29 protein-coding genes are annotated in these 25,653 nt (G+C 42.0%); 10 read left to right on the top strand and 19 right to left on the bottom strand.

The window, feature by feature from the left end; genetic code table 11:
- The first annotated feature begins 155 nt into the window (after window positions 1-155).
- Window positions 156-314, top strand: coding sequence for a hypothetical protein (locus A361_RS30265; protein ID WP_009333774.1), 159 nt, complete (start codon window positions 156-158; stop codon window positions 312-314).
- A 51-nt stretch (window positions 315-365) separates the two neighbouring features.
- Here A361_RS30265 and A361_RS16740 read toward each other — a convergent pair whose 3' ends face one another.
- Both A361_RS16740 and A361_RS16745 read right to left on the bottom strand, forming a co-directional pair.
- On the bottom strand, window positions 366-1,337 hold the full coding sequence (locus A361_RS16740) for an HD domain-containing protein (protein WP_019382336.1): 972 nt from the start codon (window positions 1,335-1,337) through the stop codon (window positions 366-368).
- A gap of 82 nt (window positions 1,338-1,419) precedes the next feature.
- Complete coding sequence (locus A361_RS16745) at window positions 1,420-2,136, bottom strand: TIGR02206 family membrane protein (protein WP_019382337.1); 717 nt, start codon at window positions 2,134-2,136, stop codon at window positions 1,420-1,422.
- 157 nt (window positions 2,137-2,293) lie between these two features.
- On the opposite strand from A361_RS16745, the gene A361_RS29990 reads away from it, so the two are divergent.
- The gene (locus tag A361_RS29990) at window positions 2,294-2,455 is read left to right on the top strand and encodes a hypothetical protein (protein WP_019382338.1); all 162 of its coding nucleotides are present in this window, start codon (window positions 2,294-2,296) and stop codon (window positions 2,453-2,455) included.
- A gap of 445 nt (window positions 2,456-2,900) precedes the next feature.
- Here A361_RS29990 and A361_RS16750 read toward each other — a convergent pair whose 3' ends face one another.
- Window positions 2,901-3,743 carry an STAS domain-containing protein gene (locus A361_RS16750; protein WP_009333770.1) on the bottom strand — a complete coding sequence of 281 codons (843 nt, stop codon included), beginning with the start codon at window positions 3,741-3,743 and terminating at the stop codon, window positions 2,901-2,903.
- A 965-nt stretch (window positions 3,744-4,708) separates the two neighbouring features.
- Here A361_RS16750 and A361_RS16760 point away from each other — a divergent pair.
- A complete protein-coding gene (locus tag A361_RS16760; protein ID WP_420480836.1) occupies window positions 4,709-5,446 on the top strand; it encodes a YqcI/YcgG family protein in 738 nt (245 codons plus the stop codon).
- A 25-nt stretch (window positions 5,447-5,471) separates the two neighbouring features.
- Here the strand turns inward: A361_RS16760 and A361_RS16765 are convergent, their stop codons facing one another.
- From A361_RS16765 to A361_RS16775, 3 genes are all read right to left on the bottom strand, one after another.
- Window positions 5,472-6,161, bottom strand: coding sequence for a YetF domain-containing protein (locus A361_RS16765; protein WP_009333767.1), 690 nt, complete (start codon window positions 6,159-6,161; stop codon window positions 5,472-5,474).
- Between the two features lie 187 nt (window positions 6,162-6,348).
- On the bottom strand, window positions 6,349-6,801 hold the full coding sequence (locus tag A361_RS16770; RefSeq protein WP_019382342.1) for a hypothetical protein: 453 nt from the start codon (window positions 6,799-6,801) through the stop codon (window positions 6,349-6,351).
- Entirely contained in the window at window positions 6,802-7,590 is a 789-nt protein-coding gene (locus A361_RS16775; RefSeq protein WP_019382343.1) for a hypothetical protein, read from the bottom strand.
- 195 nt (window positions 7,591-7,785) lie between these two features.
- Between A361_RS16775 and A361_RS16780 the strand changes: the two genes are divergently transcribed.
- Genes A361_RS16780 through A361_RS16795 form a run of 4 tightly spaced genes read left to right on the top strand, consistent with a single transcriptional unit; the run spans window position 7,786 to window position 12,422 of the window.
- A complete protein-coding gene (locus A361_RS16780) occupies window positions 7,786-9,912 on the top strand; it encodes an MMPL family transporter (protein ID WP_019382344.1) in 2,127 nt (708 codons plus the stop codon).
- 42 nt (window positions 9,913-9,954) lie between these two features.
- Window positions 9,955-10,626: a response regulator transcription factor gene (locus tag A361_RS16785; protein ID WP_019382345.1), complete on the top strand. Its 672-nt coding sequence runs from the start codon at window positions 9,955-9,957 to the stop codon at window positions 10,624-10,626.
- Window positions 10,623-12,017, top strand: coding sequence for a sensor histidine kinase (locus tag A361_RS16790; RefSeq protein WP_019382346.1), 1,395 nt, complete (start codon window positions 10,623-10,625; stop codon window positions 12,015-12,017). Before A361_RS16785 ends, A361_RS16790 begins: the two co-directional genes overlap by 4 nt.
- A 6-nt stretch (window positions 12,018-12,023) precedes the next feature.
- The gene (locus A361_RS16795) at window positions 12,024-12,422 is read left to right on the top strand and encodes a hypothetical protein (protein ID WP_009333761.1); all 399 of its coding nucleotides are present in this window, start codon (window positions 12,024-12,026) and stop codon (window positions 12,420-12,422) included.
- A gap of 51 nt (window positions 12,423-12,473) precedes the next feature.
- Here A361_RS16795 and A361_RS16800 read toward each other — a convergent pair whose 3' ends face one another.
- The 12 genes from A361_RS16800 to A361_RS16855 all read right to left on the bottom strand — a co-directional run bounded on the left by A361_RS16800 (window position 12,474) and on the right by A361_RS16855 (window position 21,615).
- Window positions 12,474-13,319 (bottom strand): class I SAM-dependent methyltransferase, encoded by an 846-nt coding sequence (locus A361_RS16800; RefSeq protein WP_019382347.1) that lies wholly within the window; start codon window positions 13,317-13,319, stop codon window positions 12,474-12,476.
- Window positions 13,320-13,777: 458 nt separating this feature from the next.
- The gene (arsC, locus tag A361_RS16805; RefSeq protein ID WP_019382349.1) at window positions 13,778-14,197 is read right to left on the bottom strand and encodes an arsenate reductase (thioredoxin); all 420 of its coding nucleotides are present in this window, start codon (window positions 14,195-14,197) and stop codon (window positions 13,778-13,780) included.
- A 28-nt stretch (window positions 14,198-14,225) separates the two neighbouring features.
- Window positions 14,226-15,521, bottom strand: coding sequence for an arsenical efflux pump membrane protein ArsB (locus A361_RS16810; protein ID WP_019382350.1), 1,296 nt, complete (start codon window positions 15,519-15,521; stop codon window positions 14,226-14,228).
- A gap of 14 nt (window positions 15,522-15,535) precedes the next feature.
- On the bottom strand, window positions 15,536-15,880 hold the full coding sequence (locus A361_RS16815; protein WP_019382351.1) for an ArsR/SmtB family transcription factor: 345 nt from the start codon (window positions 15,878-15,880) through the stop codon (window positions 15,536-15,538).
- A gap of 368 nt (window positions 15,881-16,248) precedes the next feature.
- Window positions 16,249-16,746 (bottom strand): arsinothricin resistance N-acetyltransferase ArsN1 family A, encoded by a 498-nt coding sequence (locus A361_RS16820; protein WP_026041746.1) that lies wholly within the window; start codon window positions 16,744-16,746, stop codon window positions 16,249-16,251.
- Window positions 16,747-16,759: 13 nt separating this feature from the next.
- Window positions 16,760-18,010 (bottom strand): MFS transporter, encoded by a 1,251-nt coding sequence (locus A361_RS16825; protein ID WP_019382353.1) that lies wholly within the window; start codon window positions 18,008-18,010, stop codon window positions 16,760-16,762.
- Between the two features lie 23 nt (window positions 18,011-18,033).
- On the bottom strand, window positions 18,034-18,243 hold the full coding sequence (locus A361_RS16830) for a hypothetical protein (RefSeq protein WP_019382354.1): 210 nt from the start codon (window positions 18,241-18,243) through the stop codon (window positions 18,034-18,036).
- 39 nt (window positions 18,244-18,282) lie between these two features.
- Window positions 18,283-19,662 carry an FAD-dependent oxidoreductase gene (locus A361_RS16835; RefSeq protein ID WP_019382355.1) on the bottom strand — a complete coding sequence of 460 codons (1,380 nt, stop codon included), beginning with the start codon at window positions 19,660-19,662 and terminating at the stop codon, window positions 18,283-18,285.
- A gap of 72 nt (window positions 19,663-19,734) precedes the next feature.
- Window positions 19,735-20,184: a MarR family winged helix-turn-helix transcriptional regulator gene (locus A361_RS16840; RefSeq protein WP_019382356.1), complete on the bottom strand. Its 450-nt coding sequence runs from the start codon at window positions 20,182-20,184 to the stop codon at window positions 19,735-19,737.
- A gap of 121 nt (window positions 20,185-20,305) precedes the next feature.
- Window positions 20,306-20,620, bottom strand: a complete 315-nt coding sequence (locus A361_RS16845) for a DMT family transporter (RefSeq protein WP_009333751.1) — start codon at window positions 20,618-20,620, stop codon at window positions 20,306-20,308.
- Window positions 20,620-20,955, bottom strand: a complete 336-nt coding sequence (locus A361_RS16850; RefSeq protein WP_019382357.1) for a DMT family transporter — start codon at window positions 20,953-20,955, stop codon at window positions 20,620-20,622. The genes A361_RS16845 and A361_RS16850 overlap by 1 nt, the downstream gene beginning before the upstream one ends.
- Before the next feature lie 75 nt (window positions 20,956-21,030).
- Window positions 21,031-21,615, bottom strand: coding sequence for a TetR family transcriptional regulator (locus A361_RS16855; RefSeq protein WP_009333749.1), 585 nt, complete (start codon window positions 21,613-21,615; stop codon window positions 21,031-21,033).
- A 191-nt stretch (window positions 21,616-21,806) separates the two neighbouring features.
- Between A361_RS16855 and A361_RS16860 the strand changes: the two genes are divergently transcribed.
- Entirely contained in the window at window positions 21,807-22,541 is a 735-nt protein-coding gene (locus tag A361_RS16860) for an SDR family NAD(P)-dependent oxidoreductase (protein WP_009333748.1), read from the top strand.
- 97 nt (window positions 22,542-22,638) lie between these two features.
- Here A361_RS16860 and A361_RS16865 read toward each other — a convergent pair whose 3' ends face one another.
- A complete protein-coding gene (locus A361_RS16865; RefSeq protein WP_009333747.1) occupies window positions 22,639-23,388 on the bottom strand; it encodes an SDR family NAD(P)-dependent oxidoreductase in 750 nt (249 codons plus the stop codon).
- Between the two features lie 75 nt (window positions 23,389-23,463).
- On the opposite strand from A361_RS16865, the gene A361_RS16870 reads away from it, so the two are divergent.
- Window positions 23,464-23,970 carry a PadR family transcriptional regulator gene (locus A361_RS16870; protein WP_019382358.1) on the top strand — a complete coding sequence of 169 codons (507 nt, stop codon included), beginning with the start codon at window positions 23,464-23,466 and terminating at the stop codon, window positions 23,968-23,970.
- 244 nt (window positions 23,971-24,214) lie between these two features.
- Window positions 24,215-25,405: a CynX/NimT family MFS transporter gene (locus A361_RS16875; protein ID WP_051005563.1), complete on the top strand. Its 1,191-nt coding sequence runs from the start codon at window positions 24,215-24,217 to the stop codon at window positions 25,403-25,405.
- Window positions 25,406-25,653: the final 248 nt, after the last annotated feature.

The raw sequence follows: 25,653 nt of genomic DNA on the forward strand, positions 1-25,653 counted from the left end.
AATACAGGAATAAATAAGATAAACATCAATTGAAATCTGCCATTTATCAGCCCCTTCGCTATCATTTTACGTTGGTTTCATCTCTATCCGGATTGTTTATTTCCTTCTAAAACGGAAACATTAGTAACATACAGGAGAAAAGGGAGGCAAATGATATGAGTGAAAAAACTCCACAGGATGTTAACCGTATTCAGGAAGAAGCTCAAAAGCAGGATCGGGAAGCGCAGAAAGCACAGGAAGTTGTTGAAGATGCCATTTCCAAAATGACTCCGCAGCGGCAGTATGAAAAAGAAAAGGAACAGAATAAACGATAAAAATAGGAAAAGCCTTATTCCTGCCCGGATGCAGTGATAAGGCTTCCTTCATTATTGAATTTTTATGTACACACCTTCCATGGCTTTTTCATATGCATTTTGTCCACTGTTTTTAACATCATCTGACAGGCTGGATGACCTGATGAGCTTGCTGTTAATCAAAACGGAAGGGTCTATCAATCTGATTTTCCCTTTGAAATGAATATCGTAGTCTAACCTGTTTTCTTCTGCGGTGACCTTATGATCAATTTTCTCAAGCAGACGCTTCACTTCCTGATCCCCTGATTCCCTTATTTTAACTAATACCTCTTCATCTTTCGCAAGGAGATCACCCAAATGAAGAATTTCTTTTTCCAGAGATCTTTTCAGGACCTTTGCAAGAGAATCATTTGCATAAATATTTAAGGGTTCCATGAAGAAATCAATGACTTCTTTATAGTAAGTTTTTACGAACCACTCAGCTGCCTGCAGGTCAGAAATATAAATTTGGCCGTCAACAACGATCAGATTCTTCAGAAAGCCGTGTGCCTCATTTAAAGAAATATAACCGTATCGGTACATGTCCCTCAACGTGTAGTCCAGCCGGTCCGCACAAAGTTCGGGTGCGGGCTGTTCTAATAATGTCCATTGTGAATCCTCAAAAAGAATACTTTCATAATCAAGATGATGCCTTTTCAATATAGCCGGGATCTCAGATTCAAGGACAACACGCTCATAAATATGTTCATGATAATCTTCTGCTTCATTTTCCAAAACCCCATCAACCACATGGGAAAAGGCAGTATGAGAAACATCATGAAGCAAACCGGCAATCTGCTCTTCCACAGAACCGCCCAGTTTCCTTATTAACAGCATCACGCCTAATGAATGTTCGTACCTCGTGACATTCCATTTTTCATTGACAAGATAGCCCGCTCCGCCCTGGTGTACACCCTTTAACCTTTCCACCGGCCTGCTGTTGATTAATTCTTCCAGCACTTGTTCAAGCTTGTATTCTCCATATAACTCGTCTTTAATCAGCATAAATCCTCCTGCTTAGATAATCTATACCTACATTATATATGTTTCAAAGAGAAAAGCCTTAATCCCGGCAGGAATAAGGCTTTCATTTTCCGCGGACCCTTTTTTGTTCCGCTGACTGCAAGTAATGCATCGGTAAATAGGTAATAACAAAGACTATCAGCGCAGCAGCTTCAAGTGCTGCATAGTACCAGACACCGTTCCCGAAAAACGACAGCAGGGTTTTAGTTTCTGTCGGGCTGGCCAAATAAAAGAAATTTGTACTAAGCATCATATTCAAAAAGAAGACTGGAACCGCAATGACATTGAGTGTTAAAAAGCCTTTCAGCACTGCTTTTTTTGGCACCCTGTACCCTTCAAACAAAATAAAATATAATACGGCAAGCGGAATGGCTGAATGATGAAGAAAGTATTTGATGTAGCGGTAATGAGGAAATTGGTAAACCATATCAGGTGTCACCATGCTTAAAATTGGAGGTATTGCACCAATAAAATAAAGCAGCCAAAAAGCCTTTTTATCAGGCTTCAAAAACAGGTAAAGAGCAATGAAAGTGCTCAAAGAGCAAAGCTGGAGCGGCAGATCTGCCACATCCCACTGATTTGTAAGAACCAGCCATATATGATGCGTCACTTCACAAGCCAGCAAAGCACCAAACAGCGACCATTTTATGATTTTCTGATAGGCCCTAAGTGCCTGCCTGTAATACACAAGCCACCAGGCGGTAAAAAAGAAAAGAAACAGTGTAACAAGGTGCATAACCGAAAACATTTCAAATCCCTGCATACCCGATACCGAAAACATGATGTCATCCCCCCTCAATAGGCAGTGAAGTGCTGTTTGATTCATTCTATTCACAGTGAGGAAAATAAACACGGTTAATATGCGGAAAAACCGGATTTTACGCCCGCTCAAAAGGAAAATTATGTTAACCTTTTAGTATAAGGGGTAGGGGGATGGAATGAGTTTTAAGTCTCCTCTTTTTATCATTAACCTCATTGCTTTACTTGGTTTAATCTTTTTCCTCTGGATAGCCGGCTTCTTCGGAATCTGGAAACATGAAATAAAGGATATATCGGAAGATGCTGGGGATATTTTTGCTCAAGCTCATCCTGTTGTATAAATAAATTTTGAAAAAACTGAGGGAAAAGTTATTTATGAGGAAGAAAACAATAAGATTTATGTTTCAGAGGTATTTATCGACACATATTCAAATTATCAAGTGATTTTCAGCTCCATTGGCAGCTATAATTTCAGCGGGGCCACACTGGTTTCCGGAATTGAACACGCCAGACAAAATAAAGGAGATACAGATATACTGCAGGTGCAGCTTATCAGGGTATAACATTTGAACTATTTCCTGCGTGCTCAGGCCCTTTAAGGATACAAGGATGGGGATGAATTCAGTTTCTATTTATACGCTTCAGATGTTGATTCCGAAAATGAAGAGACTGTTGAGATTACTCTTTCAAACCTTTATATCAATTATTGGGCACGAAAACCCAATTTATGAAACCAAAAAATAGCAGAGTAAATTCATTTTGAATTACTCTGCTATTTTTCTATGCTCACCCATGCAGTTCTTCAAAAGCCTGATACACATTGGCTTTAACCTGAATGCCATTCAGCTTAATGCCGAGCGTGACTATCGTCTGGGCCACTTCCGGACGGATACCGGTAATAATCGTTTTAACTCCAATCAGCGAGAGTGCCTCAATTACTTTAAACAGCTGATCTGCCACCATCGTATCAACAATCATCACGCCTGAAATGTCTAAAATTAAATGCGACAGCTTCAGGTTCGCAGACTGTTTTAATGTTTCTTCCATCAGAAGCTGCGCTCTCTCTGTATCAATGTTTCCAATTAGCGGCAGGATGCCAACTCCTTTTGAAAGAGGAACGACAGGGACGGATAACTCAAGAAAAGCCTGCTTTGCATTTTCGAGTGTTACCTGATGGTATTTGACATAAGACATGCTGAAGCAATGGATGGAATGATCCAGCAGGGGATCTATAAAATAGATAACCTTAAAAACCTCTGCTGCCGGCATCTCAAGCTCCATCATAGCTTCCTCTAAAGATTTCCAGATATGTTTCCGATAATAACCCGCATCTTTTAAAGCTTCATCCAAAGGGATTCCAAGCTTAAATAAATTTCCCCCTGTTTCCTTGCACCATTTTTCTATCTTTTCCATCGTTTTATCTTTATTATCATGGTTCAGCAATGCTTCACCGAACAATCCAATAAACTCAGCACGAATCTGAATAATCTGCGCTTCCATTTTGTCAGCCTGCATTCTCTCCATTTCCGTCATCTCGACACCGCTCATTCGATCCTTATGCAGGTTTTTGGCTATCATATCTTTCTCTCTTAAAATCTTTTCCCCTAAAAGACACATCTGTTTACTCATGTTCTCCCCCTTTAGTACTTAGATTTAATCCATTAAGAATGGGGCCGCTTCATCCTAAACATATCTCAATACCCGTGCGAGTTTTGGAATAAACCTCTGAATTTAAAATTATTTAAGTTAATTGAGGAAGAATGGTGATTACCTGCCAGTTTCGTTGACCATTCCGTTTTTCGTCGTTATTCGCTCTGATTAACTACCAGTTTCGTTGAGAATTCCGCTTTTTCGTCGTTATTCGCTCTGATTAACTACCAGTTTCCTTGAGAATTCCGTTTTTCGTCGTTATTCACTCTGATTAACTTCCACTTTCGCTGACCATTCCGTTTTTCGTCGTTATTCACTCTGATTAACTACCAGTTTCCTTGAGAATTCCGCTTTTTCGTCGTTATTCGCTCTGGTTAACTACCAGTTTCCTTGAGAATACCGCTTTTTCGTCGTTATTCGCTCTGATTATCTACCAGTTTCGCTGAGCATTCCGCTTTTTCGTCGTTATTCGCTCTGATTAACTACCAGTTTCCTTGAGCATTCCGCTTTTTCGTCGTTATTCGCTCTGATTAACTACCAGTTTCCTTGAGCATTCCGTTTTTCGTCGTTATTCGCTCTGATTAACTACCAGTTTCGTTGACCATCCGCTTTTTCGTCGTTATTCGCTCTGATTAACTACCAGTTCCCTTGACCATTCCGCTTTTTCGTCGTTATTCACTCTGATTAACTACCATTTTTCCTGATCCCTGGATTTTTCGTCTTTATCGCTGTGTCCATGACTGCCACTCTCCCACCTCTCCACCCCTTTTCGTCGCCTTGTCCCCACCATGGGTACCATTTCCCAGCCCACTCTCCTATTTCTAGTCGCCATCCCCTGCAAAACCCACAACGCCACCTCCTCTGTCAGCCCATTTTCACCATGGACACTCACCTGCCTTATCCCATTTTGAATATAGTGTAGGAGTCTGAAGGGGGTGACTAAGATCAACAGTCTATATACTGCGAACTCCTCCGGCATGCATAGTTTAGAAGATTGGCAGCAGATTGTTTTTGATAGATTCCAGACAAAGATGACCGATAAAGAAAGGCCTTTCCCCTGCATACCAGCAACTATAGGGTTTGCCAAAAATCAGCTCCGTTATGGGTTTGCTGACGACCCAATGGATCCGGCCGCCATTCAGCAAACCGCAGTCATGCTGAGGGAATTCTCTCTACATTCAAGAGAGTTCGGAAGCTACACTTCGCTGATCATTTTTTACAAAACAAGGGATGATTTGAGTGTGGAGGAATATGAGCAGCTTTTTTGGGAGCAGCTCACAGAGTTATCTGAGATGGATAATGCTGAGTGGCCAAACGAAATCCCAAAGGACCCGCATGATCCACTTTGGGAGTTTTGCTTTAACGGAGAAAAGTATTTTGTCTATTGTGCCACCCCTGCGCATAAAAATCGGCAGAGCCGGCATTTTGATACGACGATGCTCGCCATCACACCGAGGTGGGTTTTGCAAGAGTTTATGAAAAAAGTACCTTTAGCATCACGAATTAAAAGTCAGGTCCGCAAACGGCTTCAAAAATATGACAGCATAGCGATACACCCTGATTTGAACAGTTATGGAGCCGATGATAACTTCGAATGGAAACAATATTTTCTGCGGGATGATGACACCACGATCTCTAAATGCCCCTTTCATCGTCTGCTGGGAACTTTCAAGAATAAATAAGGAGGACAGAAGCAGCTTCTGTTCTCTATTTGTTTTTTCTATCGATATAAAGAGTGCCATCCTGCTGGACTTGAGCAAAAAATACATCTTCGGCTGAGTGGATCTTCGCTTTTTGCAGTTCCCTGTCAAGCCAGTTGTTGTCTAATTTTAATTTAGAAAGATTTTTTGAATTGACCTTTCCATCTGCAATGACTTCTGTTGGTAAAGGAATGAGATCTTTTTTTGGACTCATAATATTTAAATCATTTTTCGTAACAGGCTGTTGACTTTCCTTTTTCAAAACGGACAGATCTCCGTTTGTTTCCAGGATTGCGTAATCGACATCGTTAAGCGAAAATATGTCCTTTTGCCTTAATAATGCCTGCAGCTCATCCAGATCCACCCTCGATATTTTGAGTGCCCTTTCCATTATCCTGCCAGCTTTTATGACTATTAATGGTTCACCAGTTGTGACTGTCCTTCCCTGTTTCGACTTGAGGTCAAGCATGTCCATCAGTATGGTAAAAAGTGTCCAAACAATCAGTGATATAACTCCATCTTTGATGAGGGTACTCTCATTCACAGCAAGGTTACCGGCGATAGACCCGATTCCAATGGCTGAAGCCCAGTTGAAAAAGGTCATTTGTCCAATTTCCTTGCGTCCCATCAGTCTGGCTAATAAGAAAAGTACTAGAAACGAGATAGTTACACGAAGGATCGTCTCGTTTACCGTCATTAAAATTCCCCCTACACATTATGGGCCTGCGCCTTCAGAACAGCTGCCAGCTCCTTAAATCATTTTTCAGCCCGGGGATTATTTCGCTTCCCCCAATACGGATCATCAAAGCCTTTTTGCATATCTAATACCATTAATGCTGGTGCATTAGGAAATTAATTCATCACTCGTCCTCCAAAAAGGATATTTAATTTACTCTGGCGACTCCGTTTGCAAGATGCTCCCAGAGGATTGCCTCAACCTTTTTTCCTTCTTCCTCCTGGCAGTCAATAATAAGAATAACCTCTGACTTTACTCCTTTTAACAGGCGCTTATTTCTGGACCTTAGCTTTAAAAGAGTGAAATCAATCGCAAATCCAAGCAGAAAACCAGCAACAGCTCCAATTAGGCCCCAATAAATTGGACCCCATTCCAATATAAATCCTCTGCTGGCTCCAACAACCGAGAACATTACTGCCAGAATCATCCCTTTATTTATGAGAGATGTTCCATCCGATTGGTGAATGGTGTCAAACAACGCGGGATCCTCCGCCCGGTTATCCAATGGAACTGAGTATATGTCCTTTATTCCATGCTGCTCCAGCTTTTTAATTGCCAGTTCCAGATAGGATGAATGATCAAATGTTGCAAATACCTGCATTTACTTCACCTTAATGCCTTTCTTTACTATAAATGATTTGGATTGATAGAACTTTCTTAATAGCCTTTTCTGCTCTGAATCATATAATTTATTATTTTCAACCACATTCATATAGGAATCATAAATCGTAAAAAAGTAGAAAGAGGGCAAATACATTAACCACTGAGCATTCAATACCTGAGTGGATTTTTTAAGTTCACCCACCAAGAGGTAATGAAAGGCTTCGATAAAGTGAGAAAAGTGAACAAGTATGACAGTCATGACCAAAGTAAATAAAGCTGCAAATATTCGGTGAATGTACAATTGGCCAAGGCTTGGGATAGTCACTGACCACATGATGGCGGATAAAGGATTTCTCTTATCAAGATAATTTATTTCAAAAGGCTTTATCACTAAACGTTCCACAGCAGAAGCGTCCTTTTCATTAAGCAAATATATTTTATTCATATCCACGGTTGTCCGGTAACTATCCCAGATTGCGAATATATAAACAGGGATATACAGGTGCATATACCTGACATCCAATACTTCCTTTGCTTTTTCAATTTCACCAATAAAAGAGTAAACCATGGCCGAATTTAAATGGATCGATTGGTTTATGAACAATTCCCATATAACCAATGAAAACCCTCTTAAATATTTATTTAACAGGAGATGCCCGTAGCCTGGGAACATCACAGACCACATGGCTATAATATATGGATTCCGCAGATGGATTTGTGTTGTGCCAAAGATACTTAAATGGGAAAGCTTTGAAGCCTCTTTCTGTTTCCTGAATACAAGAGCCATAATTCTCCTCCCAAGACAGCGAAAATCATTATGGCTATTTTCTGCAAAAAGATTTTTTTCATACTTTATCCAATATGCTTGTTAATGCTAAATCATCACCTTGTGCCTTCACCATTCAACTGTAAACAAAAGTTGATCTTAAGTTTATTTTCCTTTTGTAAGATAGGCATTGAAATAAGTTAAGGAGGCATTCATGTGAAAAAACTGCTGCATTCGATTACAGATTGGGTTTCCACCAAACGGGGGATGTGGATTACCATTATTGCCTGGCTTGTGCTGATGATTGGCTTAAGTGCAGGTCCAAAGCTTGGCGATTATAAAACAAATAATTTCCAGTCACTTCCTGATGAGGCGAAATCCATTATTGCCGAAAATAAAACCGAGGAATATTTTCCAAACAAACAAGGAACTCCGGGCATCCTGGTTTTCCATAATGAAAATGGCGAGGTTGATATCGAAGAAGCTAAACAGATATTAGAAGGGATCACGCTTGAGGACATCGATGGAATCAAGACGATTATCGATATCAGCAAGCTTCCCCCTCAAGCCTTAGGTTCTTTCATTTCTAAAGATAAGTCCACGATGATTGTGCCGATGGAGCTTGAGAACGGGCTTGGCAATGACCAGTATGCCGAAATTAACGACCTTGCTTCTGAAGCTGGCAATAACATTGCAGAGGATCTCGAGAGTACTGCATTTTATATCACTGGCCCAGCGGGGATAGCGGGAGACACGGTTAAACTTTTTGAACAGGCGGACTTTGTTCTCCTGATTGCCACCGTTCTTATCATTCTTGTTTTGCTTATAGCGATTTACCGCTCACCATTGCTTGCAGTCATACCGCTTCTGGCAACGGCGATTGTCTACCAGGTCGTAAACCAGAGTATAGCTTTGATGGGTGCTGGCGGACTTGAGGTTAATAACCAGACAACCTCGATTATGAGTATTTTGCTGTTTGCTGCTGTCATTGATTATTCATTATTTGTATTCTCCCGTTATCGGGAGGAGCTCAACCATTACGAAAACAAATATATAGCGATGAAGCATGCGATGCGCGCAACAGGCGAGCCTGTGTTCTTTGCGGGCGGAACCGTTCTTGCTGCCATGCTGGTTCTGTTCTTCGCGGATTTCCGGGATTATCAGAACTTTGCTCCTATTTTTGGAACAGCCATGTTTTTTATCATGCTCGCGTCCGTAACGCTGGTTCCTGCTTTATTCACCCTGTTCGGGCGTAAGGCTTTTTGGCCGAAAGTTCCTCAGTACGGAACGGAAACGGAAGTTAAACATAAAGTCTGGGGACCGCTTGCCAGATTCGTGGTGAACAAGCCTGGCCTCTCAGGCGGAATGGTCGGCATTTTTATGCTCATCACAGCGCTTAATATCTTTAACCTTGATTATGAATTTGATATGGTTAAAAAATTTCCGGATGACCTGCCATCCCGTGTCGGCTATGAAATAGTAGAATCCAGATTTGACAAAGGAGAACTGGCTCCTTCGACACTTCTGGTTGTCAGTAATCAAAAATTGGATGAAACAGATGCCAGTGCGATAACTGAGAAGCTGCAGGGATTTGATGAAATTGCTTCTGTCCGCCTGTCAGCACTTTCTGAAGACGGCAAGGCAGCTAAAATGAGTGTCGCTTTATCCATTAATCCCTATTCGACTGAAGCCATAGCCTTTATGGAAAATTTGCGTGACGACACACCGGAGCTGCTGAAAGAAGCCGGTTTGGAAGCTGAATCTTACTACAGCGGGGTCACTGCGAAAATAGTGGACGAACAGGATATCAACAACGGTGATATAATAAAAATTGTTCTGCTTGAGACGGTTCTGATTCTTGCGCTGTTATTTGCGCTTACGAAATCTGTAAAGATGCCGATCTACATGATGGCAACCATTCTGCTCTCATTTGTCTCAGCTTTAGGACTGGGGATATTCCTTGTTGATGTATTATTCGGCTTTGAATCCATCAGTTCCCGTGTTCCTGTCTATTCATTCATTTTCCTTGTAGCATTGGGGATTGACTATAACATCATTCTTGTTTCAAGGTTTATCGAGGAAAGGAAGACACATAGAGTCAAGAACGCTCTTGAAATTGCCATCCGGAATACCGGAGGCGTCATTTCTTCTGCCGGCCTCATTCTGGCTGCTACATTTGCTGCCCTGATGACCATGCCGATAGCGGACTTATTCGTTTTTGGATTCATTGTTGCCATGGGAATATTGATTGATACCTTCCTTGTTAGGGGGATGCTGCTTCCAGCATTAATTCTGTTTTTTGAAAAAGACAAGGAGACTTCCCGGCAAAAAATATCGGAATAGAGAGAGGGTCCCCTCCCTATTCCTCTGTGAGGTGGCCCTGATATGAAGATACTTGTCGTAGACGATGATGTGAATATACAGAAACTCGTCACAATCCATCTAAATCGTGAAGGCTATCAAGTCCTGCGCGCAAACAATGCACAAGAAGCACTAGCACTTTTAGAAGAACAAACCGCAGATTTAGCAGTTGTCGATGTCATGATGCCTGGTATGGACGGTTTCGAACTCACCAGGCTTCTGACTAATGACTTCGGAATCCCTGTTATACTCTTAACGGCGAAGGGGCAGCTGGGTGATAAGGAACAAGGCTTCTTATCCGGATCTGAAGATTATATTGTAAAGCCGTTTGAAGTGAAGGAGCTCCTTTTCCGGGTAGCCGTGGTGTTAAGAAGGGCTGAGCGGGCAATGGAAACAGTCATCAAAGCCGGAAACCTGTTAATGGACAGAAAAAGCTTTGAAGTGGAAATCAATCAGGAGACCATCCTTTTTCCATTAAAGGAATTTGAGCTGCTGAGCTTACTTTCGGCACGAAAAAGTAAAATCACACAGCGGGCTGCATTGATCGAACAGGCTTGGGGATCGGATTACGAGGGCAGCGAACAAACTTTAAATACCCATATCAACCGAATTCGCGATCGTTTGAAAAAATATGGCGCAACCGTTGAAATCCAGACTGTTCGCGGTATCGGTTATAAGCTTGAGGAAATAAAATGAAAACCCTATACCGGAAATTCATTGTAGCCACAATTGTGATTCTAGCCATAAGCATCGTGCTTTCCTTCATTTTAACCAATTGGGTCTATATGACTTCGACAAAGGGGAAAATCGACCGGCAAAATGTTGTGATTGCAGAGGAAATTGCTCATGGCCTGGAAAATATGCATTCCTCTGGTCCTGCTTATGAAACTTACTTAAATTCCATGAGCAAGCTCGGCTATCAGCTCTATATCGTGACGGAATCGGGTGAAGGGGAATTCTTCGGGCAGTCGTTTAATAAGACCGAATTGCCCGAGGAAGCTGCCAAAGTGCTGACCGATCAGGAAGTTTATCATGGGATGGATAGTTTTGCAGGCCAATTTCTGCTGATGGGGCATTTTTCAAACGATCTTGAAAATACCGTCGGTGTCCCCTTTACCATGAACGATCAGAATTACGGGCTATTCCTTCGCCCGAATAATAAGCTTCTTTTCTCGGACATTCATATGATATTCGCATGGTTCTTTGTCGCCATTGCCGTTGTCAGCATCACCGGAGTAATTTGGTTCGCCAAGCATCTCATTAAGCCGATAACAAAACTGACGGAAGCCACCAGGGAAATCACACGGGAGAATTTTAACTTCCCGCTGAATATTGCCCGCAGGGATGAAATCGGACAGCTGGCAGAAAGCTTCAGCCGCATGCAGGAACAGCTGCAGCACAATGACGAGGCCCGCAAGTCATTCATCAACAATGTATCTCATGACTTTCAGTCCCCTCTTATGAATATTCAAGGGTATGCAGAACTTCTGCAGACACAGAAATTGTCTGCCGAAGAACACTTCGAATATGTACAGATTATCGATCAGGAGTCGAAGCGGCTCTCCAATCTGACCAAACAGCTTTTGCTTTTGACTTCTCTTGACCAGAAATCGTATCCGATGAAGCTTTCGGATGTGAAATTGGACGATCAGATCAAGGAAACCATCCGCAGACATCAATGGCGGCTGGAAGAAAAAGAGATTGAGGTTTCCTACAAGCTTGCGCCTGTCATTTTCAAGGGAGATCCGGAGCTCTTGGTGAATATCTGGGACAACCTGCTGACGAATGCGATAAAATATAACTCTCATGGCGGAAGTATTTTAATCAGCCTGTCTCAAACTGAATCATCGATTGAAGTTGTTTTTAAAGACACCGGGACCGGAATATCCGAGGATGCGATCAGCCAGATTTTCGACCGATTTTACCGGGTGGACTCAGCAAGAAAAAAAGATGGCACAGGACTCGGGCTTTCGATTGTGAAACAGATTATTGAACTGCATACTGGGGAAATCAGGGCAGTCAGCCAGGCTGGCAAAGGAACCACCTTTACCATTACATTTTTCAGGGAGAAACATCGGGAGGAATAAAAAACTATGGAACAAAAATGGAGCATCAGATTAATAAGATTTGCAGCCATCTTTGGCATTATCGGGACCTACCTTGGATCGCATATGTCCGGGCAAATGGATTATTCTTTAAGGCCTATTCATGCCCACATCCTGCTCGTAGGATGGCTTTCCGTATTTGCATGGGGAATCTTTTATAAAGTATACCGAGTAAAATATAAAAAGCTCGTTGCCATTCACAGCATACTTGGAATGGCAGGAGCACTCGGATTGACAATCGGAATGTGGATGTACACATTAAATCCGTTTAATTTAGGGGATACCTTTGTTCTGGTATTCTTCATCGTTGGCGGAACCTTGCTGCTGCTGGCCTTTGCACTGTTTGTGGCGATTACCTTTTTGACTGAAAAAACTTCGGAACGCTGAGTTAAAAGAGCCATGCAGTCCTCTTTGGGGCTGCATGGCTTTTTTAGTCAGCTATTCAGCTATAAAGCTATATACAGATAGAGGCTTAACTTCTGTTGATTCTGCTACCGTTTTCAGCATCGAAACCTCGGATTGCAGGAGATCTGTTAATTTCTCAGGCAAATTCTTTATCCCCTTTATTTCATCGTTAAAGTCCGTCAGCACCTTATCTATTTCCCAAAGGCCGTCCTGCAAATCAGGGGAATCTATGTTAGAATCTTTAATGATTCGCCATCCTGCTTGTTCAGCAATATCCCTCAAATCGCCAGGAGTCAGCAGGGTTCTCACATTAGAATCACTTTCTTGTTTAAAGGCTTCATATTGTGCCTGAATGAGGATCGATAATAAATGCGGATATTGTTCGATTGTGTTTATATCGGTGTTCCATTCTGCAAAACAAAGCTGCTTTCCCCATTTTTTCACCTTTTCGAGGATCCTTAAAAGCTCGGCAGAAGATTTCGTGTACCATGAACAGTGGGAGAATACGATATAATCATAGAAGTTTTCCTGAAATTCCACATTCTCAGCTAAAATATCTAAATTAAAATCTATTTTGATCTGCTTGCCGACTTTGGATTGGTTCAGGTATTCAGCCGATTCACCGAGTGAAACCGGACTCCCGTATTCAGGTGAAGCCGAATCAATCCCATGTACAAATCCCTTTTCACCAGCATAGGCAGCCAGCACCGCGGTTGTATCTCCCTGTCCGCATCCGATTTCAAGAATTTGGCTTTCAGCTTTTATACCCCAGAAATCCACAAGCTTTATGCGATGCCTCGTCTGAACCATCTGTACTTCATATGCCATTTTGCCCGCAGCCATGCAGTCAACAATAGCCTTTATTTCATTTTTATTCATGGGTTTATTTGCTCCTTCTTTTACTTCGATGCTATGACTAAGTTCCGCAAGAATGTGCTAAATTCCTCCTGCAGCTTGGGTTTTTGATCCGATTTCACCTATCTCTTAAAGAAAATAAAAAAGGACCCTAAAGGTCCTATTTCTAACAGCATCTTCCCGTATTCCCGATCATCGAAATCCCGCTTCCGTTTCCGCTTCGCTCTAAAACAAGGTCTTCGGTGTTTGGTTCAATAATAGGGTCAATTGCTACTTTGATTTCATTGATTGTGACAATAATATCATCTGCTGCCGGCTCATCCAGAGCCAGTCCTATTCTTGGCTGTCCTCAGCCATAGCCATCAAAAAAGATGCGAATGCTGCTGGCATTTTGTTCTTCCAGCATTTTTCTTAATTCATCACGCGCATTGTCTGTGATTATCATGTTTGTTCCCTCCCTTGAATGTTTTTTAGTATATTATTTACTTTCCTGTTTCGGCAAATGTTTTAATGCGGCTGCCAATTTCATCACGGACACGCTGGAAAAAAGCCCATTTTTCTGCTTCTGTTCCTTCTGCTTTTGCAGGGTCATCAAATCCCCAGTGCTCCCGCTTCACATAAGGAGGTGTCATCGGGCATTTATCAGCTGCGTCTCCGCAAAGCGTTACAACCAAATCAGCATGATTCAGAATCTCAGGATCTATGATATCAGAAGTCTGATTGGAAATATCAATTCCTGCTTCTTTCATTGCTTTTACAGCGTTAGGATTCAAACCATGTGCTTCGATCCCCGCACTATAAACCTTCCATTCATCACCTAGATGCTGCTTGGCCCATCCTTCTGCCATCTGGCTGCGGCATGAGTTGCCTGTGCATAGGAAGTAGATTGTTTTTTTAGTCATGTTGAATTTCTCCTTTTAGGTAAGTTTTTTAAAGGATCTGCAGCCAAATATATAGACCGGCTAATGTTATAAATAATGTTGGAATGGTTAATACAATCCCTGTTTTAAAATACGTTCCCCATGAGATTTTTACTCCCTTTAGGGACAATACATGAAGCCATAGCAAGGTTGCCAGGGAACCAATCGGCGTGATTTTCGGGCCTAAATCAGATCCAATCACGTTCGCATAAATAAGGGCTTCACGCATGAGTCCGCTTGTATTCGTATCAGCAATGGCCAGGGCATCAATCATAACGGTTGGCATATTGTTCATGACAGATGAAAGGATGGCCGCAATGAATCCCATTCCGATCGTGGCTGCAAATAGTCCCTGGTCCGCTGTCATTTGAATTAAGTCTGCCAATATATTTGTAAGACCCGCATTTCTTAATCCGTAAACCACAACATACATGCCAATTGAAAAGAAAACGATCGCCCATGGAGCACCCTTGATGACAGTACGCGTATTCACAGCCGGGCTTCTTCGCGCCATAATCAGGAAGAAAATAGTTATAATGCCTGCAATGAATGAAACGGGGACACCAATCCATTCACTTGCAAAATAACCAATTAATAAGATGCCTAAAACAAGCCAGGACAATCGGAACATTTTGCTGTCCCGAACTGCTTCCGCCGGTTCCTTCAAATGAGATAAATCATAATTTTTTGGTATGCTTTTTCTAAAGTATAGGAATAAGACTAAAATGCTGGCTGCCAGCGAAAAGAAGTTCGGAATAATCATGCGGGACGCATATTCCACAAAGCCGATGCCAAAAAAGTCAGCTGAGACGATATTGACAAGGTTGCTGACAACCAATGGCAGGGACGTTGTATCCGCAATAAATCCGCTCGCAATGATAAACGGAAAAACCAATTTTTCTTCAAATTGAAGGTTCCGGACCATTGCGAGGACGATTGGCGTGAGAATGAGTGCCGCTCCATCATTCGCAAAGAATGCTGCGACAACCGCTCCCAAAACGGACACGTAAATGAACATCTTCACTCCGCTGCCCTTTGCCGCTCTCGCCATATGTAAAGCGGCCCACTCGAAAAACCCGATTTCATCTAAAATAAGAGATATAATGATGATGGCAATAAAAGTTAATGTCGCATTCCAGACAATTGAAGTAACATCTATAACATCATGGAAGTCAACCACACCCGCAATTAAGGCCAGGATGGCTCCACCGCATGCTGACCAGCCGATGGATAGCCCTTTTGGCTGCCAAATGACTAATATGAGGGTGACCAAGAAAATCACCGACGCTAAAATTATTTGAGTCAATGTGTTCCCCCCTCTTACTCACAGGAAATTCGCAAACCCTGTTCTTTCAATTTTTCTAATAAATAATCTTGGCTTGGAAGGTGATCGAGCACAGTCTGAACCAAAGTATAGTATTCACTATCCTGATTCAATGAATAAATAATCCACTGACCTCTTCTGGTTTCCCTTACCACACCTGCATCTTTTAGTTTCCTGAGATGCTGGCTAATGGCCGGCTGGCTCATTTTAAAAATTTCCACAAACTCACACACACAGCAATCATGGTTTTTTAAAAGTTTGACCATTGTGAGCCGTGTTTTATCGCCTAATAATTTTAAAATGGATGATGCTTTGTCGATTTCAACTGTGGACACTTTCACGATCTTTTCACCCCCGCTTTGCACATATTAATATATAATAATTTACTTATATAAGTAAATGCTTTTTTTCTTATTTACAAAAACTTTACACATATAGTTGGCTTTTTTTACTTCAGCTGCATTCATTTTGGTTTGCTGGTTTTGACAAAAGAGCTTATTGGAACAGAGCCGTTTTTTTGTGCGGTTGCCTTACTTAAGGCTTTTTCGAACAAGGGGATTTTACTATGAAGAGCTGACTATAGATAGCACTCCGTTCCTTCGGACAGATAAACAGGAAATCCGGGAAACCCTGTCTGAACCTCTTCCCCCTCCGAACTTTTAAGAAAAAGCCCACAAAAAAACGGCTAAACCAATAGCCGCACCTTTAATTAAAGCAGTTTTTCCATAGCCATCACATCGACAAACTCTCCATCCAAAACACCCTGGTTTTGAAATATGCCTACTTCACGATACCCCATTTTCTTGTACAGTCCCTGTCCAAGTCCATTAAATGGAAAAGTAAACAAAACCAGCTTATGAAACTTGTTTTCTCTTGCTTTCATTTCGAGAGCAGAAAGCAGCTTCCCGCCTGCTCCCTTGCCCCTGAATGCTCTGGAGATATAGACTGATAGATCTGCCACTCCATCATAAGCACAGCGGCTGCTATACGGATTCAAGGAAGCCCAGCCAATCACTTGATCCCCTTCTTCAGCGGCAAGCACACTATATCGGCCTTGATGCTGTTCAAACCAGTTTGTCATATAGGAAAGATCTTTTGCCTCTGTTTCCAATGTAGCGATGCGATCTTCTATTCCCTGATTATAAATCTCCAGAATATCCTCTAAATCTGTCTTTCTGGCTTCACGAATAACAGTTTCACTTATCATTTCTGGTCCCCCGCTAATAAGATTCATAGATCTCTTTTTTTATACATGTGTTTAACCTCTTTGCTAACAACATCCAAATCGCTGCTAAAATAATCAGTATGATCGAACCGCCCCAATATAAAAATGTAAAACCCGCCTCTAACTGTATTAATATGTAACTAAGCGCCGGGCCTAAAGCTGCCCCCATATCTTGAGAGATTGAGTATATCGTAAGGAAAGATACAATGTTTGCAGTCTTTGCTGTGTCCAGTGCAATCGTGTCCAGAATGGTAGATAAAATAGTAGCACCGGCCATTACTAAAAGAGTAACGGCTATCCACAGCTCTAATGGAAGTCTAATGGATACCATGCCAAAGACAACCCCTGCAAAAATCAGGGACACAATAAAAATCGGCAGCCTCCCACGCGCTCCATCAGACCAATGCCCCACTGTCCTTCCCAGAAAAGGTTCCCATGTCCACCTTACCGCTTGAATGATGCCTGATAATAATGTAACACTGACAACCACATTCCATATTGATATATTCTCTCCGTAAAAATGTTCAATCAAGGAACTAAGTGTGGATGTCACTATTCCTTGATATAACATGGCAATTAGAAAGCCTGAAACAATTATCGATGCTTTATATCCGGCCTTTCCAATGAAAGGCGTCTCTTTAGCCATTCTATCTTTCTTTTCAGGAGTTTTCACATCCTGATTTATTTTAGAAATCAGCATTAAAGGCAGCCCCAATAGGGACAAAAACCCAAATGCAATTGAAACCGTGCTCAAACCTATAACCGGAACGAACAAGCCCCCAATCAGCATTCCAACCAGGCTTCCTGTACGGTAAAGCCCGTTATATAACCCCATGGAACTTCCCCGCTTATTGTTATCCGCATATACGGCAACAGCTGATAATCCGCCTATTCGAAAAAATGACCAGGCAATCCCCCATAATGCACGGAGGATCACCCATGCCGCAAATCCTTCGAAAACACCATAACCAATCGTTGTGAATCCGCCTAACAGAACAGCAACGATCAGGCCAGCCTTTAATGAAATATGTTTATATATCCAGCCTGCAATTGGATTAAAAGGCAATCGTATGAAACGGTTTATGGATAGGAGCACACCCACTTGCCAAATTGAATCAAGGCCTGCAGTTTCCCAATAGACAGGCAAGGCAATATAAAGCATGGAATCTCCTAATAGACTTAAAGCTGTGACGACGGCGACTATTATAATAGGCTTTGAAGATAATTGATCTTTAATAGTCACCATGATTCATCCTCTCCGGAGTTTTCTTAATCATTGGGATGGTTCATTAAATCCCGATAAGCCAAAAGAAATTGTGTATACGTTTCCTGCCCCATTTCACTTTCGCGCAATCGAAACAGCCTTTCAAAGGTTCTATCTTTGGCTTCCTCAACAGAACATCCAAATGCATTCATGAGTAATTTCATATATGAAATAAAATATTCTTTTTTGAGCGATCCAGCATGATTGATGGTCATTGGCATCACCTTTATTAGGGAACTAATTCTCCCCTTTATTTAATTGCAGCAAGTAGAAGCAGGTTCATCACAGGAACTTTTTAGATTAACGCTGCAAACACCCGTTTCCGGCAAATCGAGTTCCACTTTTTCAGAAGCGGCGAAATCACCGCTTAGATAAGCTGCCACTGACCTAACCTGCTCATAGCCTGTCGCCATCAAGAAGGTTGGAGCACGGCCATAGCTTTTTGAACCCACGATATAAAAATTCTTCTCAGGCTGTCTTAACTCCTTTTCTCCATGGGGGCGAACTGTACCGCAGCTATGAATATTAGGATCAATTAATGGTGCCAAAGCTTCTACACTTTCAGTTGCAGAATCTATAGAAGTACGGAGTTCGTTTATCATTGCAAAATCCGGACGGCTTCCTGTATTGACAATCATTTCATCGATTCCTTCCAGGCTGCCCGGCTTGCCGTTTTGGCTGCCTATTAACCCGATTCCCGTTTCTGACTTTTTGACCAGCTGGATGCGAAATGGAGTAATGGCCTCCACTTGGCCGTTATCAACCAATTGGCGGATTCTGCTTCCGAGGCGGCCGCGTGCTTCAAGTGCATCTTTTTCTTCTCCTCCGTAGGAATCCTCAACCTGATTCCTTCTCATAATCCATAGAATCTCTGTTTCAGGATAGGTCTCTTTCAATTCGGCTAAATCCAGCAAGGCATTAATGGCTGAATGGCCACCCCCGACAACTGCTATCCGTTTATTCCTATAGCGCTGCTGCTCACTCCCTAATATATCGGGTATTCCATAATATATTTTCTCCTTCAGCTGCTGTTCTTCTGCCAGCCAAATTCCGCTTGACGAAGCTGGATTAGGATTTCCCCAGGTGCCTGCAGCATCTATTACTGCTTTTGATTCGTATGTTTTGTACTCTCCATTCTCCTCAGCATGGATAACAAAGGGAATATTTTCCCGGTTTGCGGTTTTCATTTTATCGGTGTCTTTTCTGCCAACTGACAAAACTTTCGTATTTAGGTGAATGAAAGGCTTTATTTCAGGTAACCTGGACAGCGGCTTGAGATAGTGTTCAACAAGCTCTTCCCCTGTAGGCAAAGCTTCCAGCTGCGGCTGTACCCAGCCATTGGCGCTTAATAACCTGGCAGCCGCTTTATCAATATTGTACCGCCATGGTGAGAATAACCGAATATGACCCCAGCTTTTAATATTGGCTCCTGCTTGCTTCCCTGACTCCAGCAAAATAAATGATTGCCCCCTGCTTGCCAGATGTGCAGCTGCTGCCAGCCCAACCGGCCCCGCGCCAATTATAGCCACAGGCAACTCTCTTCCATCATCCCTATTTAGCGACGCCTTTTCTGATACATCTTTCTTAGACGTGCAGCACCCTTTGACAACAAAAAGATCATTCTGATTCGTCATGCTCTCTCCTCTTTCTCCAAATTAGGATTGATTGCTTTTACTTGCAATATACAAGTATTATACCCAGGGGATTCACCCCTGTATTGGCTTACAGCATGCACTGGACTTTGCCATTGCATTATTTAACAAATGAATCGAGCGGATGACTGTTTCTTTTTCAAACTCATTCATTTGTGAAAAAACCTCATGTAAAAATGAATTCATCTCCTGATCTATTGAACCTGCAATATATTTGCCTTCTGCAGTCAGCGAAAGAATACTGATTCTCTTATCAGCAGGATCCGGTGTTTTCTTAACTAAGTTCATCTTGACTAAAGATTGAACCTGCCTGCTGAAAGTAGTAATATCCGTCCCTAACGTATCTGCAATCTGCTGCATGGAGGGGTTATGCTGATTGTCAATCTCATAAAGAATATGGCTTTGAATGAGGGAAATATCGCAACCGCCGACATTGCAGCAATTTTTATTGAGTAAGCCAAAACGGCGCGTCATTACTTGAAACAAACTGCGAAGATTTTCCATTATTTTCACCTCTTGGTTACAGTATAGTTCTTTTAGTTGTATTTTGCAACTAATTTCTTTTTCAAAAAAACAGACCATCACTTTTAAGGTCTGCTTCTGATATTAATAGCCTAAGGAGTTCTTAAGATGTCATCCCCAGTCCAATAACACCAACTAAGATGAATGCCAGGGATAAATATTGCTTATAACCAAATTTTTCTTTAAACCAAAACAAACCAGCCAGCGTAATGCCAATGCTCCCCACTCCTGTCCAAATAGCATAGGCCACACCGGCTGGAATCCTTTGCATGGCCATAGATAAACAGAAGAAAGAGAAAATGAAACCAACTGCCATTATAACGATCGGCCATTTCTTTCTCGTTCCATCCATGTATTTCATGGCAATTGTAGCGACCACTTCTTCTATGCCCGCCAGAATCAATAATCCCCAAGCCATTATAATTCACCTCTCACTTCAGTGTTTTCCTGTTTCGTAAAAGTCTTCATGCCAATGATCCCTGCCAATAATATCACTAGAAAAAATACTTGAGTTACCGAAAAAGGCTCCCCCATGATCACACCTAAAATATAAGTGCCTACAGTTCCAATCCCGACAAATACGGTATAAGCTGCCGCAACAGGAATTACTTTATATGAGCGAATCAATAGTATAAAGCTTGCTGCTATCAGTACAGTGGTAATCGTCCATTCCAGAAATGAATCTGCATATTTTAAACCTGAAGCCCACATCACTTCAAGGATGCCGGCTGTATATACTAACATCCATTTCATTTGCTCTCAACTCCTTATGAATGACAGTCAGTCATTTTTCTTTAAAGAAAAATTATTGGAAGCAGTCCAATAATTTTAGTCCGTGATTAATGATTTCCTGATAAATTTAAAAAGCTCTTCCTTATAAACAGTCAGGGACTCATCCCGCTCGCCGCCAATATAATATCTTTCAGCAGCATTTTCGATAAGGTTAATGATGGTCCTTGAGGTCCACTTCACATTAATGTCTGGTAAAATTTCTTCTTTTTGAACCGCCTTGCTGATTTCAACCTCAAGCCATTCGTAATATGGCCGGTATACCTCTTCCCATTTTTCCAGGGAATGGTTGACAGCAAGCCCTGAGTATACAAGTACGATGATATCTTTATGTTCATCTGTAACCTTAAAGGTCTCATCAATGACGGCATCTAAAGTGCTCCAGAAGCTTTCTGCTCCCTGCACCTTCCTCTTCATCCGATCCAGTATTTTGGTGAGAAGTGAATTGGCGATCGCAGGAACCAAATCACTTTTTGAAGAAAAATATAAATAGAACGTTCCCTGAGCAATGCCTGCTTTCTTAACGATCTCTGATACCGAGGATTTTTCAAGGCCTTTTTCAGAAATAACCTCAATAGAAGCGTTCAGTATTCTACTGTATTTATCATCCGGCCGATCCTGCATGTATATATCCTCCTTGTTAAAGTGACTGACTGTCATTCATTATACCAATCCTTTCCCTTTCTATCAAGAATAATGAAATGTCCCTTAAAACTTGTTATTTTCCCAGAACTAATTACTTTGCGCAAAGTATATTTTCGATTATACTTAATTTGCAAACGCATTTTAAAAAGATACATCAAGGGGGAATTGTAATGGGTAAATTTGATAATAAAATTGTATTGGTTACTGGCGGAGCATCTGGAATGGGAAAACGAATGACTGAGCTTTTAGTCGAAGAAGGCGCTTATGTTATTGCAGCGGACATTAATAAAGAGCTCTTGAACGCTGTCAGCCAAAATGTTTCAGTGGAAGGCAAATTGCTGAATGTCATGTCAGAGGATGATTGGAAAAAGGCAGTGGAAGAAATCGTTGCCGATCATGGAAGAATCGATGTTCTTATTAATAATGCCGGCATTTCAAGCGAGAAGCATATGGATGATGTGACCATTGAAGATTGGGATCTTATGATGCGCATAAATGGTTTCGGGCCATTTGCAGGAATGAAGCATGTATTGCCGCAGATGGTCAAACAGCAAAGCGGTGCAGTTGTGAATATTTCAAGCTACACAGCCATGGTGGGGATGGGGACAAACACGTACACTGCTTCAAAAGGTGCTGTCAGAGCCATCTCCAGAGCGGCAAGCACACAGTATGGCCGTTTCGGTATCAGGGTTAACGCCGTCTTCCCTGGCGTCATTAAAACGCCAATGACAGAAAACCTGTCAGAATCCAGTGAAGTGCTGCAAAGATTAATTCAGGCCACTCCGCTCCAAAGACTTGGTGAAGCGGATGACGTGGCACGCGCTGTATTGTTCCTTGCTTCAGATGATTCTTCATATATTACAGGAGCAGAATTAGTTATTGACGGCGGCTTTTCTGCACAATAGAAAAGCGGAAGGGTCTTTAAGCCAGACAATTAACTAACTTCAGAGCAGGTAAGCCTATCTCAAACAAAGAAACTGTCCAAGGAGACAGTTTCTTTGTTTATGTTAACTTTTGCGTTCCGCCGTCTACCATTATTGTCTGTCCGGTAATATAAGAGCTGCTTTCGCTGCTTAAGAATACAGCCGCTTCCCCAATATCCTTTTCCGGATCCCCCATGCGGCCAAGCGGAATTCCATTGAGTACCTGCTCATATTGATCAGGGAAGTTCTCGCTCCAATTTTTCACGCCTTCAGTATAAGCGATTGGTGAGATTAAATTCACATTAATCTGATCCTTAGCCCACTCATTTGCAACGGTTCGCGTCAAACCGCGAATCGCTTCTTTTGCAGATCCATAGGAAGCCTGGTTAACCTGGCCCGAAATACCGGCACCTGAAGCAAAGTTAATCACGAATCCTTTATTTTTCTTAAGCTGTTCGTATGAGGCTTGCATTAAATGGACAGTAGGGTAAAATCCTGTATTAAAGGATAATTCAAAGTCTTCCAGTGTTGTATTCACAAATGGCATCTGTCTGGAAACATGCGCGTTGTTGACAAGGATATCCAATTTTCCATACTGTGAGATAGTCTCCTGCACAAGCTCTACGGCATTTTCCTTCCGGGATATGTCTTTTTCAATAAAAAGAATCGATCCAAACTGGCGTAATTGCTTTACAGCCGCTTCTCCGGCTTCCCGGTTGATATCTGCAATCACAACGTTAGCGCCATGTTTCAGCATGGCTGTAGCTATTCCCTTGCCAATTCCGCCGGCACCGCCTGTAATTAATGCAACTTTGTCCTTTAGATTCATATGATCTCCTCCTCACCTTTATTATAAATCATTCACTACTTTGCACAAAGTAATTATTTAAAAGGAGCTGCTATTATGTCCATGCAAATCGTGATTCTCGGTCTTTTAAAAGAGAAAGAATATCATCCATATGAAATGAAAAAAGTTATTTTAGAACACAAATGGGATCAGCTATTCCCCGTTACGGACGGCAATTTATATCATGCCATCCGCAAACTCGAAAAACATAAGTGGATCCAGGCGGAAAAGCGGGAACAGGTGAATAACCGGCCAAACCGCACTGTCTATCAAATTACTGAAGAAGGAAAAAATCAGCTTTCAGAAGAGATCATTGAGGTGTTTAAAAAACGGATGCCTGAACCTCGTTCCCTTTATCCAGCCCTATTATTTATCGAATCACCCGAAGTCCCTGCAGCAGCAGAGCATATTAAATCCTGGATCTCCGATCTGAAGACAGAAAGTGAAGTGAAGCATGATTACCAAGACGTCATTCCGAACCTGATCCAGGAGCATTATAAAGGGTTAAATGAGTTTTATATGAATTGGCTTTCTAAAATTCTTGATGCATTAGAATCAGTATAAAAATAGAAGTAAGGGGTACCTCCCCTTGCTTTTTATATATCCGGCTGTTTCCTCAGATTTATCCCCATCTAATAAACTGTAAAAATATTGCCATTTTGCTTAAAAGCTATGTACTTTTAGCTCAAAAGCAATTATACTATTCTGAATATTGTCTTTTCGTTACGCGAAGGATTTTCGAAATACCTTTAAGGAGTGTCTTTAGTTGAGAAGTTCAGCAAAATTTGATTCAAAAACCTTTTTCCTGATGGCCGGCATTATTTTTGTTGCTTTTAATTTACGCCCTGCGATAACATCAGTTGGGCCATTGATCGGAGCAATCCGGGATGAAACGGGAATTTCCAATGGTGCAGCAGGCCTTCTGACTACCCTTCCGCTCGTTGCCTTCGCCCTGCTCTCTCCTTTTGTTCCGAGGATTGCCCAAAAACTTGGAAGTGAATGGAGCATTCTATTGGGTTTGACTATTTTGGGATCCGGCATTGCTGCACGTTCTGTAGGGATGCTTCCGCCTCTGTACATAGGAACTATTTTAATAGGTTTAGGCGTAGGTCTTTGCAATGTGCTTCTTCCTGGAATGGTCAAGGAAAAGTTTCCTCAGAAGGTTGGCCTGCTTACAGGCATTTATACATTTTCAATGGGGATTTGTGCAGGGCTTGCGCCAGGATTCAGTATCCCGATTGCAGAAGATCTTGGCCTGGGATGGAGGCTTTCACTTGGTGTATGGACCATCTTAATCCTTATCGCCATTATTGTCTGGCTTCCTCAGATCAGATTGCGAAAGAAAAAAACGGAAGCACCTAAAGGTTCTGCACCAAAGGGTTCTATCTGGTCCTCACCCATCGCCTGGCAGGTCACACTGTTTATGGGATTGCAATCAATGGTCTATTTCAGCACCACCACCTGGCTCCCCGAAATTCTTCATAGCCAGGGGCGGGAAATCGCTGCTGCTGGATGGATGGTAACAGTTTTCCAGTTTTCAGGACTCCCTGTTAATTTTATTATTCCGGTTCTTGCCGATCGGCTGCCTAACCAAAAGGGGATTGCTCTTGGCATCGGCATTTTCACTTTTGCCGGCATAACGGGACTCCTGATGAATGTCAATGCCATCATCTCTAACATCAGTATTGTTCTCCTCGGGATTGGTCTTGGGGCTGCAATCAGTCATTCCTTAACCCTGATCGGCCTTCGTGCTGAAAATGCCAAACAGGCAGCCAGTCTTTCAGGAATGGCACAATCGGTCGGCTACCTGCTTGCTGCGGCAGGACCGATACTCATCGGCTCACTGTATGACCTGTTTCACTCCTGGACCGTTCCACTTATCTTCCTTATGGCCATTACTGCCATCTTTACTATTTCCGGAATTGGGGCAGGGCGTAATCAATTTGTTTTGCAGGATAAGCACAATAAACAGGATAAAACTGCATCAACTATTGCATAATGCAAAAAAACAGCAGCCGGTTCACATAAGACCGGCTGCTGTTTCATTAGTATTATTTCCCCTGATTCATCAGCGCACTCAAATCAGGCTAGTCAGATTAGAAAGTTATATACAAATATAAAATTGTTAAATTTATCAATGCCACAATACGCGTTGTTGATTCCGCCCTGTTTTAAGGAATCTTAAAAAATTTTAATTTTGTTTAAAACCGTTTACCCCTCCCCTGCGTTACCTGTATTTGATAAGAA

It is taken from the genome of Cytobacillus oceanisediminis 2691, from assembly GCF_000294775.2.
In the GTDB taxonomy this organism is placed as follows: Bacteria; Bacillota; Bacilli; order Bacillales; family Cytobacillaceae; genus Cytobacillus; species Cytobacillus pseudoceanisediminis.